Genomic DNA, 15,815 nt, shown 5'->3' on the forward strand with positions numbered 1-15,815 from the left:
GATGAGCAAGATCCTGATCCGTGGTGCGAAGGTGCTCGGCGGCGAGCCGCAGGACGTCCTGATCGACGGCGAGTTCGTCGAGGCGGTCGGGACGGGGCTGTCCGCCGAGGGCGCCGAGGTCGTCGAGGCCGACGGCAAGGTCCTGCTGCCGGGCCTGGTCGACCTGCACACCCACCTGCGTGAGCCCGGCCGCGAGGACTCCGAGACCGTCCTGACCGGCACCCGCGCGGCCGCCTCCGGCGGCTACACCGCCGTGTTCGCCATGGCCAACACCTTCCCCGTCGCCGACACCGCCGGCGTGGTCGAGCAGGTCTGGCGGCTGGGCCGGGAGCACGGCTACTGCGACGTCCAGCCCATCGGGGCCGTCACCGTCGGCCTGGAGGGCAGGAAGCTCGCCGAGCTCGGTGCGATGCACGAGTCGGCCGCCGGAGTGACCGTCTTCTCGGACGACGGCAAGTGCGTCGACGACGCGGTGATCATGCGCCGGGCGCTGGAGTACGTGAAGGCCTTCGACGGCGTCGTCGCCCAGCACGCCCAGGAGCCGCGCCTGACCGAGGGCGCCCAGATGAACGAGGGCGTCGTCTCCGCCGAGCTGGGTCTGGGCGGCTGGCCCGCCGTCGCCGAGGAGTCGATCATCGCGCGGGACGTTCTGCTCGCCGAGCACGTCGGCTCCCGCGTCCACATCTGCCACCTGTCGACCGCCGGGTCCGTCGAGATCGTCCGCTGGGCCAAGTCCCGCGGCATCCGCGTCACCGCCGAGGTCACCCCGCACCACCTGCTCCTGACCGACGAGCTGGTGCGCACCTACAACCCGGTCTACAAGGTCAACCCGCCGCTGCGCACCGAGCGGGACGTGCACGCCCTGCGCGAGGCGCTGGCCGACGGCACGATCGACATCGTCGCCACCGACCACGCCCCGCACCCGCACGAGGACAAGGACTGCGAGTGGGCCGCGGCCGCCATGGGCATGGTCGGCCTGGAGACCGCCCTGTCGGTGGTCCAGGAGACCATGGTCGACACCGGGCTGCTGGACTGGGCGGGCGTCGCCGACCGCATGTCCTTCAAGCCCGCGCGGATCGGGCAGGCACACGGCCACGGGCGCCCCGTCTCGGCAGGCGAGCCCGCCAACCTCACGTTGCTCGACACGGCATACCGTGGGCAGGTGGACCCCGCGGGCTTCGCCTCGCGCAGCCGCAACACCCCGTACGAGGGACGTGAGCTGCCGGGCCGTGTCACCCACACGTGGCTCCGGGGCAAGGCCACGCTCGTCGACGGGAAGCTCACGTGACACCTGCAACGCTGCTCGCAGCCTCACTCACGACCGGACTCGCCGCCGAAAAGAAGTCGGCCACCGTCACCGACTGGGCCGCCCGGGTCGGCTGGCTGGTCGGTCTCGCCCTCTTCGTCACCCTCGTCTACTGGCTGATGCGCGAGGGCTGGAAGTGGCGCGGCACGCTCCAGAGCGACCTGCCCGAGCTCTGCTCCACGCCCGAGGAGCCGGGCGAGGCGCGACTGACGATGAGCGGCCGCTACCACGGCTCGACCACCGCCGGGCAGTGGCTGGACCGCATCGTGGCGCACGGCCTCGGCACCCGCAGCCGGGTCGAGCTCACGCTGACGGCCGCGGGCCTGGACGTCGTACGCCCCGGAGCCACCGACTTCTTCGTCCCGGCCGCACGGCTGCGCGAGGCCAGGCTCGACAAGGGCATCGCCGGCAAGGTCCTCACCGAGGGCGGACTGCTCGTGGTGACCTGGGCGCACGGCGACAGGCTGATCGACTCCGGGTTCCGCTCCGACCGCGCGGCCGAGCACAAAGAGTGGGTGGAAGCCATCAACTCCATGATCGAAACAAGCACCACGGAAGGCGCCGAACGATGACCACCTCCGTCCAGGGGACCGCCTCCCAGAGGCACAAGGCGGCTCCCGCCGTACTCGTCCTGGAGGACGGCCGCATCTTCCGCGGGCGTGCCTACGGGGCCGAGGGGGAGACGTTCGGCGAGGCCGTGTTCTCCACCGGCATGACCGGTTACCAGGAGACCCTCACCGACCCGTCGTACCACCGCCAGGTCGTGGTGATGACCGCCCCGCACGTCGGCAACACCGGCGTCAACGACGAGGACCCCGAGTCCCGGCGCATCTGGGTCTCGGGCTACGTCGTGCGCGACCCCGCGCGCGTGCCCTCCAGCTGGCGCGCCAGGCGCACCCTGGACGAGGAGCTCGCCGCCCAGGGCGTCGTCGGCATCAGCGGCATCGACACCCGGGCGCTGACCCGCCACCTGCGCGAGCGCGGCGCCATGCGCGTCGGCATCTTCAGCGGGGACGCCGTCCAGGACGACGCCACGCTGCTGGCCCGCGTCCAGGAGGCACCGGAGATGGTGGGCGCGGACCTGTCCGCGGAGGTCGCCACCAAGGAGCCGTACGTCGTCCCCGCGCTCGGCGACAAGAAGTTCACCGTCGCCGCGATCGACCTCGGCATCAAGGGCATGACCCCGCACCGCATGGCCGAGCGCGGCATCGAGGTGCACGTGCTGCCCGCCACGGCCACGGTCGAGGACGTCTACGCGGTGGCCCCCGACGGCGTGTTCTTCTCCAACGGTCCGGGCGACCCGGCCACCGCCGACCACGCCGTCTCCGTCATGCAGGGCGTACTGGAGCGCGGCACGCCGCTGTTCGGCATCTGCTTCGGCAACCAGATCCTGGGCCGCGCCCTGGGCTTTGGCACCTACAAGCTGAAGTACGGCCACCGCGGCATCAACCAGCCGGTGCAGGACCGTACGACCGGCAAGGTCGAGGTGACCGCGCACAACCACGGCTTCGCCGTCGACGCCCCGACCGACCAGGTCTCCCAGACCCCCTTCGGCCGTGCCGAGGTCTCCCACGTCTGCCTCAACGACAACGTGGTGGAAGGCCTCCAACTGCTCGACAAGCCGGCCTTCAGCGTCCAGTACCACCCCGAAGCGGCCGCGGGCCCGCACGACGCCGCCTACCTCTTCGACCGCTTCGTATCCCTGATGGAGGGCCAGCGTGCCTAAGCGCACCGATATCCAGTCCGTCCTGGTCATCGGCTCCGGCCCGATCGTCATCGGCCAGGCCGCCGAGTTCGACTACTCCGGCACCCAGGCGTGCCGTGTGCTCAAGGCCGAGGGGCTCAGGGTCGTCCTCGTCAACTCCAATCCGGCGACGATCATGACCGACCCGGAGATCGCCGACGCCACCTACGTCGAGCCGATCACCCCGGACTTCGTCGAGAAGATCATCGCCAAGGAGCGTCCCGACGCGCTGCTGCCCACCCTGGGCGGCCAGACAGCCCTCAACACCGCCATCTCGCTGCACGAGAACGGCGTCCTGGACAAGTACGGCGTCGAGCTGATCGGCGCCAACGTCGAGGCCATCCACAAGGGCGAGGACCGCGACAAGTTCAAGGATGTCGTTGAGGCGGTCCGGCAGAAGATCGGGCACGGCGAGTCCGCCCGCTCGGTGATCTGCCACTCCATGGACGAGGCCCTCGCCGGTGTCGACCGGCTCGGTGGCTACCCGGTCGTCGTCCGCCCGTCCTTCACCATGGGCGGCGCCGGCTCCGGCTTCGCGTACGACGAGGAGGAGCTGCGCCGCATCGCCGGGCAGGGCCTCACCCTGTCGCCGACCACCGAGGTGCTCCTGGAGGAGTCCATCCTCGGCTGGAAGGAGTACGAGCTGGAGCTGATGCGCGACAAGCACGACAACGTCGTGGTCGTCTGCTCCATCGAGAACTTCGACCCGATGGGCGTGCACACCGGTGACTCGATCACCGTCGCCCCGGCGATGACGCTGACCGACCGCGAGTACCAGATCCTGCGCGACGTCGGCATCGCGGTCATCCGTGAGGTCGGTGTCGACACCGGTGGCTGCAACATCCAGTTCGCGGTCAACCCCGAGGACGGCCGGGTCATCGTCATCGAGATGAACCCGCGCGTGTCGCGCTCCTCCGCCCTCGCCTCCAAGGCGACCGGCTTCCCGATCGCCAAGATCGCCGCCAAGCTCGCCGTCGGCTACACCCTCGACGAGATCCCGAACGACATCACGCGGGAGACCCCCGCCTCCTTCGAGCCGACCCTCGACTACGTGGTCGTCAAGGCGCCCCGCTTCGCCTTCGAGAAGTTCCCGCAGGCCGACTCCACCCTCACCACCACCATGAAGTCGGTGGGCGAGGCCATGGCCATCGGCCGCAACTTCACCGAGGCCTTCCAGAAGGCGCTGCGCTCGCTGGAGAAGAAGGGCAGCCAGTTCACCTTCGTCGGTGCGCCGGGCTCCGCCGGAGACAAGGACGAGCTGCTGCGCGAGGCGGTCCGCCCGACCGACGGCCGGATCAACACCGTCATGCAGGCCATCCGCGCGGGTGCCACGCCCGAGGAGGTCTTCGAGGCCACGAAGATCGACCCGTGGTTCGTGGACCAGCTGTTCCTGATCAAGGAGATCGCGGACGAGCTGGCCGAGGCACCCGAGCTCACCCCGGAGCTGCTGGCCGAGGCCAAGCGGCACGGCTTCTCCGACCAGCAGATCGGCGAGATCCGCGGTCTGCGCGAGGACGTCGTCCGCGAGGTGCGGCACGCGCTGGGCATCCGCCCCGTCTACAAGACGGTCGACACCTGCGCCGCCGAGTTCGCCGCGAAGACGCCGTACTTCTACTCCTCCTACGACGAGGAGAGCGAGGTCGCGCCCCGGACCAGGCCCGCGGTGATCATCCTCGGCTCCGGCCCCAACCGCATCGGCCAGGGCATCGAGTTCGACTACTCCTGCGTCCACGCCTCCTTCGCGCTGCACGACGCCGGGTACGAGACCGTGATGGTCAACTGCAACCCGGAGACCGTCTCCACCGACTACGACACCTCCGACCGGCTGTACTTCGAGCCGCTGACGCTGGAGGACGTCCTGGAGATCGTCCACGCGGAGCGGCAGGCCGGTCCGATCGCCGGTGTCGTGGTCCAGCTGGGCGGCCAGACCCCGCTGGGTCTCGCCCAGGCGCTGAAGGACAACGGCGTACCCGTGGTCGGCACGTCCCCCGAGGCGATCCACGCGGCCGAGGACCGGGGCGCCTTCGGCCAGGTCCTCGCGGAGGCCGGCCTGCCCGCCCCCAAGCACGGCACGGCCACCACCTTCGCCCAGGCCAAGACCATCGCCGACGAGATCGGCTACCCGGTCCTCGTCCGGCCGTCGTACGTCCTGGGCGGCCGTGGCATGGAGATCGTGTACGACGAGGCGCGCCTGGAGGCGTACATCGCCGAGTCGACCGAGATCAGCCCCTCCCGTCCGGTGCTGGTCGACCGGTTCCTCGACGACGCGATCGAGATCGACGTCGACGCCCTCTACGACGGCGCGGAGCTGTACCTCGGCGGTGTCATGGAGCACATCGAGGAGGCCGGCATCCACTCCGGCGACTCGGCGTGCGCCCTGCCGCCGATCACCCTCGGCGCGCACGACATCAAGCGTCTGCGGGCGTCCACCGAGGCCATCGCCCGGGGCGTCGGTGTGCGCGGCCTGATCAACATCCAGTTCGCGCTGGCCGGCGACATCCTCTACGTCCTCGAAGCCAACCCGCGCGCCTCGCGCACCGTCCCCTTCACCTCGAAGGCGACCGCGGTGCCGCTGGCCAAGGCCGCCGCCCGCATCTCGCTGGGCGCGACCATCGCGGAACTGCGCGCCGAGGGTCTGCTCCCGAAGAACGGCGACGGCGGGACCATCCCGCTGGACGCGCCGATCTCCGTCAAGGAGGCCGTGATGCCGTGGTCGCGGTTCCGCGACATCCACGGCCGGGGCGTCGACACGGTGCTCGGCCCGGAGATGCGCTCCACCGGCGAGGTCATGGGCATCGACTCCGTCTTCGGCACGGCGTACGCCAAGTCGCAGGCGGGGGCCTACGGTCCGCTGCCGACCAAGGGTCGTGCCTTCATCTCGGTCGCCAACCGGGACAAGCGCTCGATGATCTTCCCGGCGCGTGAGCTGGTCGCCCACGGCTTCGAGCTGCTCGCCACCTCGGGCACCGCCGAGGTGCTCAAGCGCAACGGCATCCACGCCACCGTCGTGCGCAAGCAGTCCGAGGGCACCGGCCCGGACGGCGAGAGGACGATTGTCCAGCTCGTCCACGACGGCGAGGTCGACCTCATCGTCAACACCCCGTACGGCACCGGCGGCCGCCTCGACGGCTACGAGATCCGCACGGCGGCCGTGGCGCGGTCGGTGCCGTGCCTGACGACGGTCCAGGCGCTGGCGGCGGCGGTCCAGGGCATCGACGCCCTCAACCACGGCGACGTGGGCGTCCGCTCGCTCCAGGAACACGCCGAATTCCTGACCGCGGCCCGCGACTAGCAGCCCCGAGGGGGACACCGGAAACGGTGTCCCCCTCTTCATGAGGCCCCGAGCCTTCACAAGGACTTCTCACACATGTACAAGCTCTTCTTCCGTCTGGTTTTCACACGGATGGACCCGGAGGCCGCGCACCACCTGGCCTTCCGCTGGATCCGCCTCGTCGCCCGCATCCCCGTCCTGCGCACCTTCGTCGCGGCGGCCCTGGCCCCGCGCCACCGGGAGCTGCGCACCGAGGCCTTCGGACTGCGGATGCACGGCCCCTTCGGGCTCGCCGCCGGTTTCGACAAGAACGCCGTAGGCGTCGACGGCATGGCGATGCTCGGCTTCGACCACGTCGAGATCGGCACGGTGACCGGGGAGCCGCAGCCCGGCAACCCCACAAAGCGGCTGTTCCGCCTGGTCGCCGACCGCGCGCTGATCAACCGCATGGGCTTCAACAACGACGGCTCGCTGGCCGTCGCCGCGCGCCTTGCCTCGCGCACGCCCGTCTTCAGGACCGTCGTCGGGGTGAACATCGGCAAGACCAAGGTCGTCCCGGAGGCGGAGGCCGTCGGCGACTATGTGAAGTCGGCCGAGCGGCTCGCGCCGTACGCCGACTACCTCGTGGTCAACGTCTCCTCGCCGAACACCCCCGGCCTGCGCAATCTCCAGGCGACCGAGGCCCTGCGCCCGCTGCTCACCGCCGTCCGCGAGGCCGCCGACCGTGTGGCCCCGGGGCGCCGCGTGCCGCTGCTGGTGAAGATCGCCCCGGATCTGGCCGACGCGGACGTCGACGCGGTCGCCGACCTCGCCGTCGAGCTCGGCCTGGACGGGATCATCGCCACGAACACCACCATCGCGCGCGAGGGACTCGGCCTGCGCTCCGGCCCCTCCGTCGTCAGGGAGACCGGCGGTCTGTCCGGCGCCCCGCTCAAGGCGCGCTCCCTGGAGGTCCTGCGCCGTCTCTACGCGCGCGTGGGCGACCGCATCACCCTCGTGGGCGTGGGTGGCATCGAGAACGCCGAGGACGCCTGGCAGCGCATCCTGGCCGGCGCCACGCTGGTCCAGGGCTACAGCGCCTTCGTCTACCAGGGGCCCTTGTGGGGCCGCGCCATCCACAAGGGGCTCGCCGCGCGCCTGCGGACCAGCCCGTACGCCACCCTCGCCGACGCGGTCGGCGCCGACGTGAAGAAGGCAGGAAAGACGGCATGAGCCCTCAGGAACCCTTCGGCGCACGCCTGCGCCGGGCCATGGACGAGCGCGGCCCGCTGTGCGTGGGCATCGACCCGCACGCGTCCCTGCTCACCGAGTGGGGCCTGAACGACGACGTGGCGGGTCTGGAGCGGTTCAGCCGCACGGTCGTGGAGGCGATGGCCGACCGGGTCGCCGTCCTCAAGCCGCAGAGCGCCTTCTTCGAGCGGTTCGGCTCGCGCGGGGTCGCCGTGCTGGAGAAGTCCGTGGAGGAGGCGCGGGCGGCCGGCGCGCTGGTTCTCATGGATGCCAAGCGGGGCGACATCGGCTCCACCATGGCCGCCTACGCCGAGTCCTTCCTGCACAAGGACGCGCCGCTGTTCTCGGACGCGCTGACCGTCTCGCCGTACCTCGGCTACGGGTCGCTGCGGCCCGCGGTGGAGCTTGCGCGGGAGAGCGGCGCGGGCCTGTTCGTGCTGGCGCTGACCTCGAACCCGGAGGGTGGCGAGGTCCAGCACGCGGTCCGTTCCGACGGCCGCAGCGTCGGCGCGACCATGCTCGCGCACCTGGCGGAGGAGAACGCCGGTCAGGCCCCGATGGGCTCCTTCGGCGCGGTCGTGGGGGCCACGCTCGGCGACCTGTCGTCGTACGACCTCGACATCAACGGCCCGCTCCTCGCCCCCGGGATCGGGGCCCAGGGGGCGACGCCGGCGGATCTTCCGCGGGTCTTCGGCCGCGCGGTGCGCAATGTTGTCCCGAACGTCAGCCGGGGTGTGTTGCGTCACGGTCCCGACGCGGTCGCGCTGCGTGACGCCGCCGAACGTTTCGCGGAGGAGATCCGGGTCGCCGTGGCCGCCGTCTGAGGCCTCTCACGGGTGCTCCGGGGCGTGCTTGAGTCTGGATACATTCTCAAATCCGGGGCAATATGTCCTAAATGTCTGGCCTGACGGAGGCTGACCAGGACTTTTCCGCTGTTCTCGCTGACTCTGGCGGACTTGACCGCTAGTCTCCGTCGAGAGTGAACGGGCAAGCGTGTTGCTCGTGGCTCCCCAGGTGTGGGGCGACTAGGTTCCTCACCGGTCCGTATCCGACAGTTCGACATCCGAGGTGACGTAGGCGTGGCTCTTCCGCCCCTTACCCCTGAACAGCGCGCAGCCGCGCTCGAAAAGGCCGCCGCGGCTCGCCGGGAGCGGGCCGAGGTCAAGAATCGACTCAAGCACTCCGGCGCCTCCCTGCACGAGGTCATCAAGCAGGGCCAGGAAAACGACGTCATCGGCAAGATGAAGGTTTCCGCGCTGCTTGAGTCCCTGCCGGGCGTGGGCAAGGTCCGCGCCAAGCAGATCATGGAGCGACTCGGCATCTCCGAGAGCCGCCGCGTGCGCGGCCTCGGTTCCAACCAGATCGCCTCCCTGGAGCGTGAGTTCGGCAGCACCGGCTCCTGAGTCCCGGGACCTCCGGGGAAGGGAGTCCCGGGCACTCCGGGATTGCTGGAATAATCGCTGCATGAGTGAACGTCCGCGGCTGACCGTGCTCTCCGGCCCCTCCGGGGTCGGCAAGAGCACGGTCGTCGCCCATATGCGCAAGGAACACCCCGAGGTCTGGCTCTCGGTCTCGGCGACGACCCGCAGGCCCCGTCCGGGCGAGCAGCACGGAGTCCACTACTTCTTCGTCAGCGACGAGGAAATGGACAAGCTGATCGCCAACAGCGAGCTGCTGGAGTGGGCGGAGTTCGCAGGCAACCGCTACGGCACGCCGCGTGCGGCCGTCCTCGAGCACCTGGAGGCCGGTGTGCCGGTCCTCCTGGAGATCGACCTCCAGGGCGCCCGGCAGGTCCGTGAGTCCATGCCTCAGGCCCAGCTCGTGTTCCTGGCTCCTCCCTCCTGGGAGGAGCTCGTGCGCAGGCTCACCGGCCGGGGGACCGAGCCGCCCGCGGTGATCGAACGCCGGCTGGAGGCCGCGAAGACCGAGCTGGCGGCCGAGCCGGAGTTCGACGAGACCCTGGTCAACACCTCCGTCGAGGACGTGGCGCGCGAGCTGCTAGCCTTGATGGACGTTGTGTGATCGTGACTGACCGGTCACGCCGACTGGTCGCCCCGGCTGGTCACGCCGACTGGTCAGGTCAACCGGCCACACTGACTGATTCTTTCCCATCCATCGGAAGGTAGAGCGTGTCCTCTTCCATCTCCGCGCCCGAGGGCATCATCAACCCGCCGATCGACGAGCTCCTCGAGGCCACCGACTCGAAGTACAGCCTCGTGATCTACGCGGCCAAGCGCGCCCGCCAGATCAACGCGTACTACTCGCAGCTCGGCGAGGGCCTCCTCGAGTACGTCGGTCCGCTCGTCGACACCCACGTCCACGAGAAGCCGCTCTCCATCGCCCTGCGCGAGATCAACGCGGGTCTGCTGACGTCCGAGGCCGTCGAGGGCCCGGGCCAGTAAGTCCAGCGATCTTCGTATCTGAAGATCGCAGCAGGTTTTTCCACAGGCCCGGCGGCGCGACTGCCGGGCCTGTGGTGTGTCATGGAACGCGTACGCCGATGAGCCGCGGTGTGCGGGTGTCGAGTGTGGGGAGGCCCGGTGGGCAAGCCGAAGGTCGTTCTGGGAGTCAGTGGCGGCATCGCCGCGTACAAGGCCTGCGAGCTGCTGCGCAGACTCACCGAGTCCGGGCACGACGTCCGCGTGGTGCCGACCGCGTCGGCACTGCACTTCGTGGGCGCCGCCACCTGGTCCGCCCTGTCCGGCAACGCCGTCTCCACCGAGGTCTGGGACGACGTCCACGAGGTGCCGCACGTCCGCATCGGCCAGCAGGCCGATCTCGTGGTCGTGGCGCCCGCCACGGCCGACATGCTCGCCAAGGCGGCCCACGGCCTGGCGGACGACCTGCTGACCAACACCCTGCTCACCGCCCGCTGCCCGGTCGTCTTCGCCCCGGCCATGCACACGGAGATGTGGGAGCACCCGGCCACCCAGGAGAACGTGGCGACGCTGCGCCGCCGAGGCGCCGTCGTCGTCGAACCCGCGGTCGGCCGCCTGACCGGCGTGGACACCGGCAAGGGCCGGCTGCCCGACCCCGCCGAGATCTTCGAGGTCTGCCGCCGCGTCCTCGCCCGGGGAGCGGCCGAGCCGGACCTCGCCGGCCGGCACGTCGTGGTGAGCGCGGGTGGCACCCGCGAGCCCCTCGACCCCGTCCGCTTCCTGGGCAACCGGTCCTCCGGCAAGCAGGGCTACGCCCTCGCCCGGACGGCTGCCGCCCGGGGCGCCCGGGTGACGCTGGTCGCCGCGAACACCGGCCTGCCGGATCCCGCGGGCGTCGACGTCGTCCAGGCCGGGACGGCGGTGCAACTGCGCGAGGCGGTCCTGAAGGCGGCCGCGGACGCCGACGCGGTGGTCATGGCGGCGGCCGTCGCCGACTTCCGCCCCGCGACCTACGCGACCGGGAAGATCAAGAAGAGGGACGGCCAGGACCCGGAGCCCATCGTCCTGGTGCGCAATCCGGACATCCTTGCGGAGATATCGGCTGAACGGGCGCGGCCCGCACAGGTGATCGTGGGCTTCGCCGCGGAGACCGACGACGTCCTGGCCAACGGCCGGGCGAAGCTGGCGCGCAAGGGCTGCGACCTCCTCGTGGTCAACGAGGTGGGGGAGCGCAAGACCTTCGGGTCGGAGGAGAACGAGGCCGTGGTGCTGGGCGCCGACGGAAGTGAAACCCCGGTGCCGTACGGCCCGAAGGAGGCCCTGGCCGAAACGGTGTGGGACCTGGTGGCGGCCCGCCTGAGCTGATGTTTCATTCGTTTCACGGCTCTCTCACGCCCCGGACTTTGGCGGGCGGTGGCTCTGGCCAAGTCGGCGCGGCATTGGGCAGAATGCCCGTGCCGCAGGTCACAGCGCTCCCGAGAGGCGAGACACGTGGGCCGGTGGCCGAGCGCGACCGATAAACTGTTCTCGGACGACGTCAGGCGCAGCCCCGGCCCGTCCGCCATTGATCAGCCAGCAGCCGCTGCAACCTCAGGGAGCGTTGTGTCCCGTCGCCTGTTCACCTCGGAGTCCGTGACCGAGGGCCACCCCGACAAGATCGCTGACCAGATCAGCGACACCATTCTCGACGCGCTTCTGCGCGAGGACCCGACCTCCCGGGTCGCCGTGGAGACACTGATCACCACCGGCCTGGTGCACGTGGCCGGCGAGGTCACGACCAAGACCTACGCGGACATCGCGACGCTGGTCCGCAACAAGATCCTCGACATCGGCTACGACTCCTCCAAGAAGGGGTTCGACGGCGCCTCCTGCGGTGTGTCGGTGTCGATCGGCGCGCAGTCCCCGGACATCGCGCAGGGTGTCGACACGGCCTACGAGTCGCGGGTCGAGGGCGACGACGACGAGCTGGACCGGCAGGGAGCCGGCGACCAGGGCCTGATGTTCGGCTACGCGTCCGACGAGACGCCGACCCTGATGCCGCTGCCGATCTTCCTGGCGCACCGCCTGTCCAAGCGCCTTTCGGACGTGCGCAAGAACGGCACGATCCCCTACCTGCGCCCGGACGGCAAGACCCAGGTCACCATCGAGTACGACGGCGACAAGGCGGTCCGCCTGGACACCGTCGTGGTCTCCTCCCAGCACGCCAGCGACATCGACCTGGAGTCGCTGCTGGCCCCCGACATCCGTGAGTTCGTCGTCGAGCCGGAGCTCAAGGCGCTGCTCGACGAGGGCATCAAGCTGGACACCGAGGGCTACCGTCTGCTGGTCAACCCGACCGGCCGCTTCGAGATCGGCGGCCCGATGGGCGACGCCGGCCTGACCGGTCGCAAGATCATCATTGACACCTACGGCGGCATGGCCCGGCACGGCGGCGGCGCCTTCTCCGGCAAGGACCCGTCCAAGGTGGACCGGTCCGCTGCGTACGCGATGCGCTGGGTCGCCAAGAACGTCGTGGCGGCGGGCCTGGCCTCCCGCTGCGAGGTCCAGGTGGCCTACGCCATCGGCAAGGCCGAGCCGGTCGGTCTGTTCGTCGAGACCTTCGGCACCCACAAGATCGACCCGGAGAAGATCGAGAAGGCGATCGACGAGGTCTTCGACCTCCGCCCGGCCGCCATCATCCGCGACCTCGACCTGCTCCGCCCGATCTACTCCCAGACCGCGGCGTACGGTCACTTCGGCCGCGAGCTCCCCGACTTCACCTGGGAGCGCACGGACCGCGTGGACGCGCTGCGCGAGGCGGCGGGTCTGTAAGTCCCCCGAGGCACCTGACGAGGCCCGGTCTCCCCGCGGGGAGGCCGGGCCTCGCGCACGCCCGGGAAAACGACTGGCCGGCCCGCCCGGCGGATCCCTAGGCTGGTGATCACTCCCGGTGCGTTGGCCGCGGCTGTTTCGGTGGAGTGTGCCCATGGCGCGCGGTGGATCCGGAATCACGTGCCGCTGCCGTTCTGATCTCGGGAGAACTTCCTGCCGGAGCGTCCGGTGCGAAGGTGACGGGTACTTCGGGGCCGGTGCGCCCCCGCGGGTTCGAATCCCGCCGTCGGCCGGGCGATGCGCCCCTCCGGCGTGGCCGAGCGGTCCAAGGCAGAGTGCACACCGTCACCGCGGGGAACTCGGACGCCGTCGGTTGTCAGTCCCGTTTGGTAAGAATGCAAGCGTGAGCAGCGAGAACGGGTCGGGGGACGGCGGGGCCTCAGGGGCGCCGCCGGAGCAGCTTGCGCTCATCCGGGACAGTGTGCGGAAGGCGAAGGAGCCACGGGCCAAGCCACGGACCTGGCGGGGAGCTGCGCTCGCCGAGAAGCTGCCCGTCGCGCGCGTACTGGTCGACAAGGGCGTGCTGCATCTCGACCGGTACTTCGACTACGCCGTGCCCGCGGAGCTGGACGAGGACGCCCAGCCAGGCGTGCGGGTGCGGGTACGGTTCGGCGCGGGCCGGCACCGGGTGCGCGAGGGACGGCGCGAGGGCGGCGGGCTCATCGACGGGTTCCTGATCGAGCGGCGGGCCGACTCCGACTACTCCGGGCCGCTGGCCGCGCTCGCCCAGGTCGTGTCGCCCGAGCCGGTACTGGGACAGGAGCTGCTGGGGCTGGCCCGGGCAGTGGCCGACCGGTACGCGGGGAGCGTGGCCGACGTACTGCAACTCGCCGTGCCCCCGCGCAGCGCGCGCGCCGAACAGCGACCCTCGCCCGCGCCGCTGCCGCCGCCGCAGCCGCCCCGGCCGGGCTCCTGGGCACGGTACGAGCGGGGAGCCGCGTTCCTGGAGGCACTGGCCTCGGGCGGCTCACCGCGGGCCGTGTGGCACGCCCTGCCCGGACCCGAGTGGAGCCAGGAGCTGGCCCGGGCCGTTGCCGCGGCGCTCTCCTCGGGACGCGGTGCGCTGGTCGTCGTACCGGACGGCAGGGCCGCCGCCCGGGTCGACGCCGCCCTGACCTCCCTCCTGGGCGAGGGACACCACGCGCTGCTCACCGCCGACGCGGGACCCGAGAAGCGGTACCGGCAGTGGCTCGCGGTGCGGCGGGGATCCGTACGGGCCGTGGTCGGGACGCGGGCCGCCATGTTCGCGCCGGTGCGGGATCTCGGCCTCGTCGCGCTCTGGGACGACGGGGACGACAGCCACAGTGAACAGCACGCGCCGCAGCCCCATGCGCGCGAGGTGCTGCTGCTGCGTGCGGCGCAGGACAAGTGCGGCTTTCTGCTGGGCGGTTGGAGCTGCACCGTGGAGGCGGCGCAGCTCGTGGAGAGCGGTTGGGCGAGGCCTCTCGTCGCGGGGCGCGAGCAGGTGCGGGGGGCGGCTCCGCTGGTCCGCACGGTGGGCGACGGGGATCTCGCGCGGGACGAGGCCGCCCGCGCGGCACGGCTGCCCTCGGCGGCATGGCAGGTGGCCAGGGAGGGGCTGCGGCACGGTCCCGTGCTGGTGCAGGTGCCCCGCCGGGGGTACGTGCCGCGGATGGCCTGTGCGCAGTGCCGGGCACCCGCGCGCTGCGGGCACTGTTCGGGGCCGCTGCAGGCGCAGGACGCCGGGGCGCTGCGGTGCGAGTGGTGCGGGCGTGAGGAGGCCGCCTGGCACTGCCCGGAGTGCGGCTCGTTCCGGCTGCGGGCCCAGGTCGTCGGGGCCCGGCGGACCGCCGAGGAACTGGGCCGGGCCTTCCCGTCCGTGCCGGTGCGCACGTCGGGGCGCGAACACGTGCTGGACACGGTGCCGGCGACGCCCGCACTGGTGGTGAGCACCCCCGGCGCCGAGCCGGTCGCCGAGGGCGGGTACGCGGCGGCCCTGCTCCTGGACGGCTGGGCCATGCTCGGGCGGCCCGATCTGCGGGCGGGCGAGGACGCGCTGCGACGGTGGATCGGCGCCGCCGCGCTGGTACGGCCGCAGGAGGCGGGCGGGACCGTGGTGGTCGTCGCCGAGCCGACGCTGCGGCCCGTGCAGGCCCTGGTGCGGTGGGACCCGGTCGGACACGCGGTGCGCGAGCTCGCGGAACGGGCCGAGCTGGGGTTCCCGCCGGTGTCCCGGATGGCGGCCGTGTCGGGCTCCCCGCAAGCGGTCGCGGAATTCCTCGGCGCGGTCCAACTACCGCGCGAGGCCCAGGTCCTGGGCCCCGTACCCCTCCCGGTGACCCCGGCAGGAAGGCCCCGGCGCACCGGAGCGCCACCTCCCGGCGAGCACTGGGACCGGGCACTGATCCGAGTCCCGCCCGGCAGCGGAGCGGCCCTGGCCGCCACCCTCAAGTCCGGCCAGGCGGCACGGATGGCACGGGGGAGCGGCGAGGCGGTGTGGGTACGGATCGATCCACCCGACATCGGGTGACGGGGGCGGCCCGACGGGCCGTGATCCGGGACGGGCGCTCGGCGTGACGGGAGGCAGGGGCGTGAGGCCTGCTGTCGGGTGCCCGGCGGCCGATCTTTCGGCTGACTGCAGGGAGCGGGGGAGAGGCGGGGACGTTCCGTCGGTGCCGGGTGCCGGGTGCCGGGTGCCGGGTGCCGGGTGCGGGGAGAGGGCCCCGTCGGTCCCGGGTGTCGTTGGGCCTGCCGCGGCCCTCCCGGGTGGGGCGTGGTCCGGAGCGGGTGATCGGCGTGTCGGGACGCACGGGCGGCAGGCCTGTCGTCGGGTGTTGGCGGCTGATTCGTCGGCCGGGCGGGCGGAGGCGCGGGGGAGGCGTGGTCTCTCCGTCGGGGCCGGGTGCGGGAAGAAGGGGTCCCGTCGGTCCCCGGGTGTCGTTGGGCCTGCGGCCGCCTTCCCGGGTGGGGCGTGGTCCGGAGCGGGTGATCGGCGTGTCGGGACGCACGGGCGGCAGGCCTGTCGTCGGGTGTTGGCGGCTGATTCGTCGGCCG

Annotated in this window: 12 protein-coding genes; all 12 read left to right on the plus strand. The window is 71.5% G+C overall.

Translation table 11 applies throughout. The features are described from left to right. The first annotated feature begins 1 nt into the window (after position 1). The 12 genes from AB0A61_RS11430 (at position 2) to AB0A61_RS11485 (ending at position 15,291) form a co-directional block, all read left to right on the plus strand. Positions 2-1,288, plus strand: coding sequence for a dihydroorotase (locus AB0A61_RS11430; protein WP_361289736.1), 1,287 nt, complete (start codon positions 2-4; stop codon positions 1,286-1,288). Next, entirely contained in the window at positions 1,285-1,878 is a 594-nt protein-coding gene (locus AB0A61_RS11435) for a hypothetical protein (RefSeq protein ID WP_361289739.1), read from the plus strand. Before AB0A61_RS11430 ends, AB0A61_RS11435 begins: the two co-directional genes overlap by 4 nt. After that, the gene (carA, locus tag AB0A61_RS11440; RefSeq protein ID WP_361289742.1) at positions 1,875-3,032 is read left to right on the plus strand and encodes a glutamine-hydrolyzing carbamoyl-phosphate synthase small subunit; all 1,158 of its coding nucleotides are present in this window, start codon (positions 1,875-1,877) and stop codon (positions 3,030-3,032) included. Before AB0A61_RS11435 ends, carA begins: the two co-directional genes overlap by 4 nt. Then, positions 3,025-6,342, plus strand: coding sequence for a carbamoyl-phosphate synthase large subunit (gene carB, locus AB0A61_RS11445; RefSeq protein ID WP_361289745.1), 3,318 nt, complete (start codon positions 3,025-3,027; stop codon positions 6,340-6,342). Before carA ends, carB begins: the two co-directional genes overlap by 8 nt. 75 nt (positions 6,343-6,417) lie before the next feature. Then, on the plus strand, positions 6,418-7,533 hold the full coding sequence (locus tag AB0A61_RS11450) for a quinone-dependent dihydroorotate dehydrogenase (protein ID WP_361289747.1): 1,116 nt from the start codon (positions 6,418-6,420) through the stop codon (positions 7,531-7,533). Continuing rightward, positions 7,530-8,375, plus strand: a complete 846-nt coding sequence (gene pyrF / locus AB0A61_RS11455) for an orotidine-5'-phosphate decarboxylase (RefSeq protein WP_361289749.1) — start codon at positions 7,530-7,532, stop codon at positions 8,373-8,375. Before AB0A61_RS11450 ends, pyrF begins: the two co-directional genes overlap by 4 nt. Positions 8,376-8,630: 255 nt before the next feature. After that, the gene (locus AB0A61_RS11460; protein WP_003977346.1) at positions 8,631-8,954 is read left to right on the plus strand and encodes an integration host factor; all 324 of its coding nucleotides are present in this window, start codon (positions 8,631-8,633) and stop codon (positions 8,952-8,954) included. After that, positions 8,929-9,573 carry a guanylate kinase gene (gene gmk / locus AB0A61_RS11465; protein ID WP_361289752.1) on the plus strand — a complete coding sequence of 215 codons (645 nt, stop codon included), beginning with the start codon at positions 8,929-8,931 and terminating at the stop codon, positions 9,571-9,573. The genes AB0A61_RS11460 and gmk overlap by 26 nt, the downstream gene beginning before the upstream one ends. A 107-nt stretch (positions 9,574-9,680) precedes the next feature. Beyond that, positions 9,681-9,953, plus strand: a complete 273-nt coding sequence (rpoZ, locus tag AB0A61_RS11470; protein ID WP_004933985.1) for a DNA-directed RNA polymerase subunit omega — start codon at positions 9,681-9,683, stop codon at positions 9,951-9,953. A 138-nt stretch (positions 9,954-10,091) separates the two neighbouring features. Further along, positions 10,092-11,294, plus strand: a complete 1,203-nt coding sequence (gene coaBC / locus AB0A61_RS11475; RefSeq protein WP_361289755.1) for a bifunctional phosphopantothenoylcysteine decarboxylase/phosphopantothenate--cysteine ligase CoaBC — start codon at positions 10,092-10,094, stop codon at positions 11,292-11,294. A gap of 237 nt (positions 11,295-11,531) precedes the next feature. Continuing rightward, positions 11,532-12,740 carry a methionine adenosyltransferase gene (metK, locus tag AB0A61_RS11480; RefSeq protein ID WP_361289758.1) on the plus strand — a complete coding sequence of 403 codons (1,209 nt, stop codon included), beginning with the start codon at positions 11,532-11,534 and terminating at the stop codon, positions 12,738-12,740. 403 nt (positions 12,741-13,143) lie between these two features. Continuing rightward, a complete protein-coding gene (locus AB0A61_RS11485; protein ID WP_361289761.1) occupies positions 13,144-15,291 on the plus strand; it encodes a primosomal protein N' in 2,148 nt (715 codons plus the stop codon). Positions 15,292-15,815: the final 524 nt, after the last annotated feature.

Origin of the sequence: Streptomyces sp. NPDC046197, from assembly GCF_040646295.1 — a bacterium.
Lineage (GTDB): Bacteria > Actinomycetota > Actinomycetes > Streptomycetales > Streptomycetaceae > Streptomyces.

What these genes read in the sequence shown, in the direction of transcription:
- AB0A61_RS11430 (WP_361289736.1), top strand. Translation starts at nt 2, where the DNA reads ATGAGCAAGATCCTGATCCGTGGTGCGAAGGTGCTCGGCGGCGAGCCG.
- carA (WP_361289742.1), top strand. Translation starts at nt 1,875, where the DNA reads ATGACCACCTCCGTCCAGGGGACCGCCTCCCAGAGGCACAAGGCGGCT.
- AB0A61_RS11450 (WP_361289747.1), top strand. Translation starts at nt 6,418, where the DNA reads ATGTACAAGCTCTTCTTCCGTCTGGTTTTCACACGGATGGACCCGGAG.
- pyrF (WP_361289749.1), top strand. Translation starts at nt 7,530, where the DNA reads ATGAGCCCTCAGGAACCCTTCGGCGCACGCCTGCGCCGGGCCATGGAC.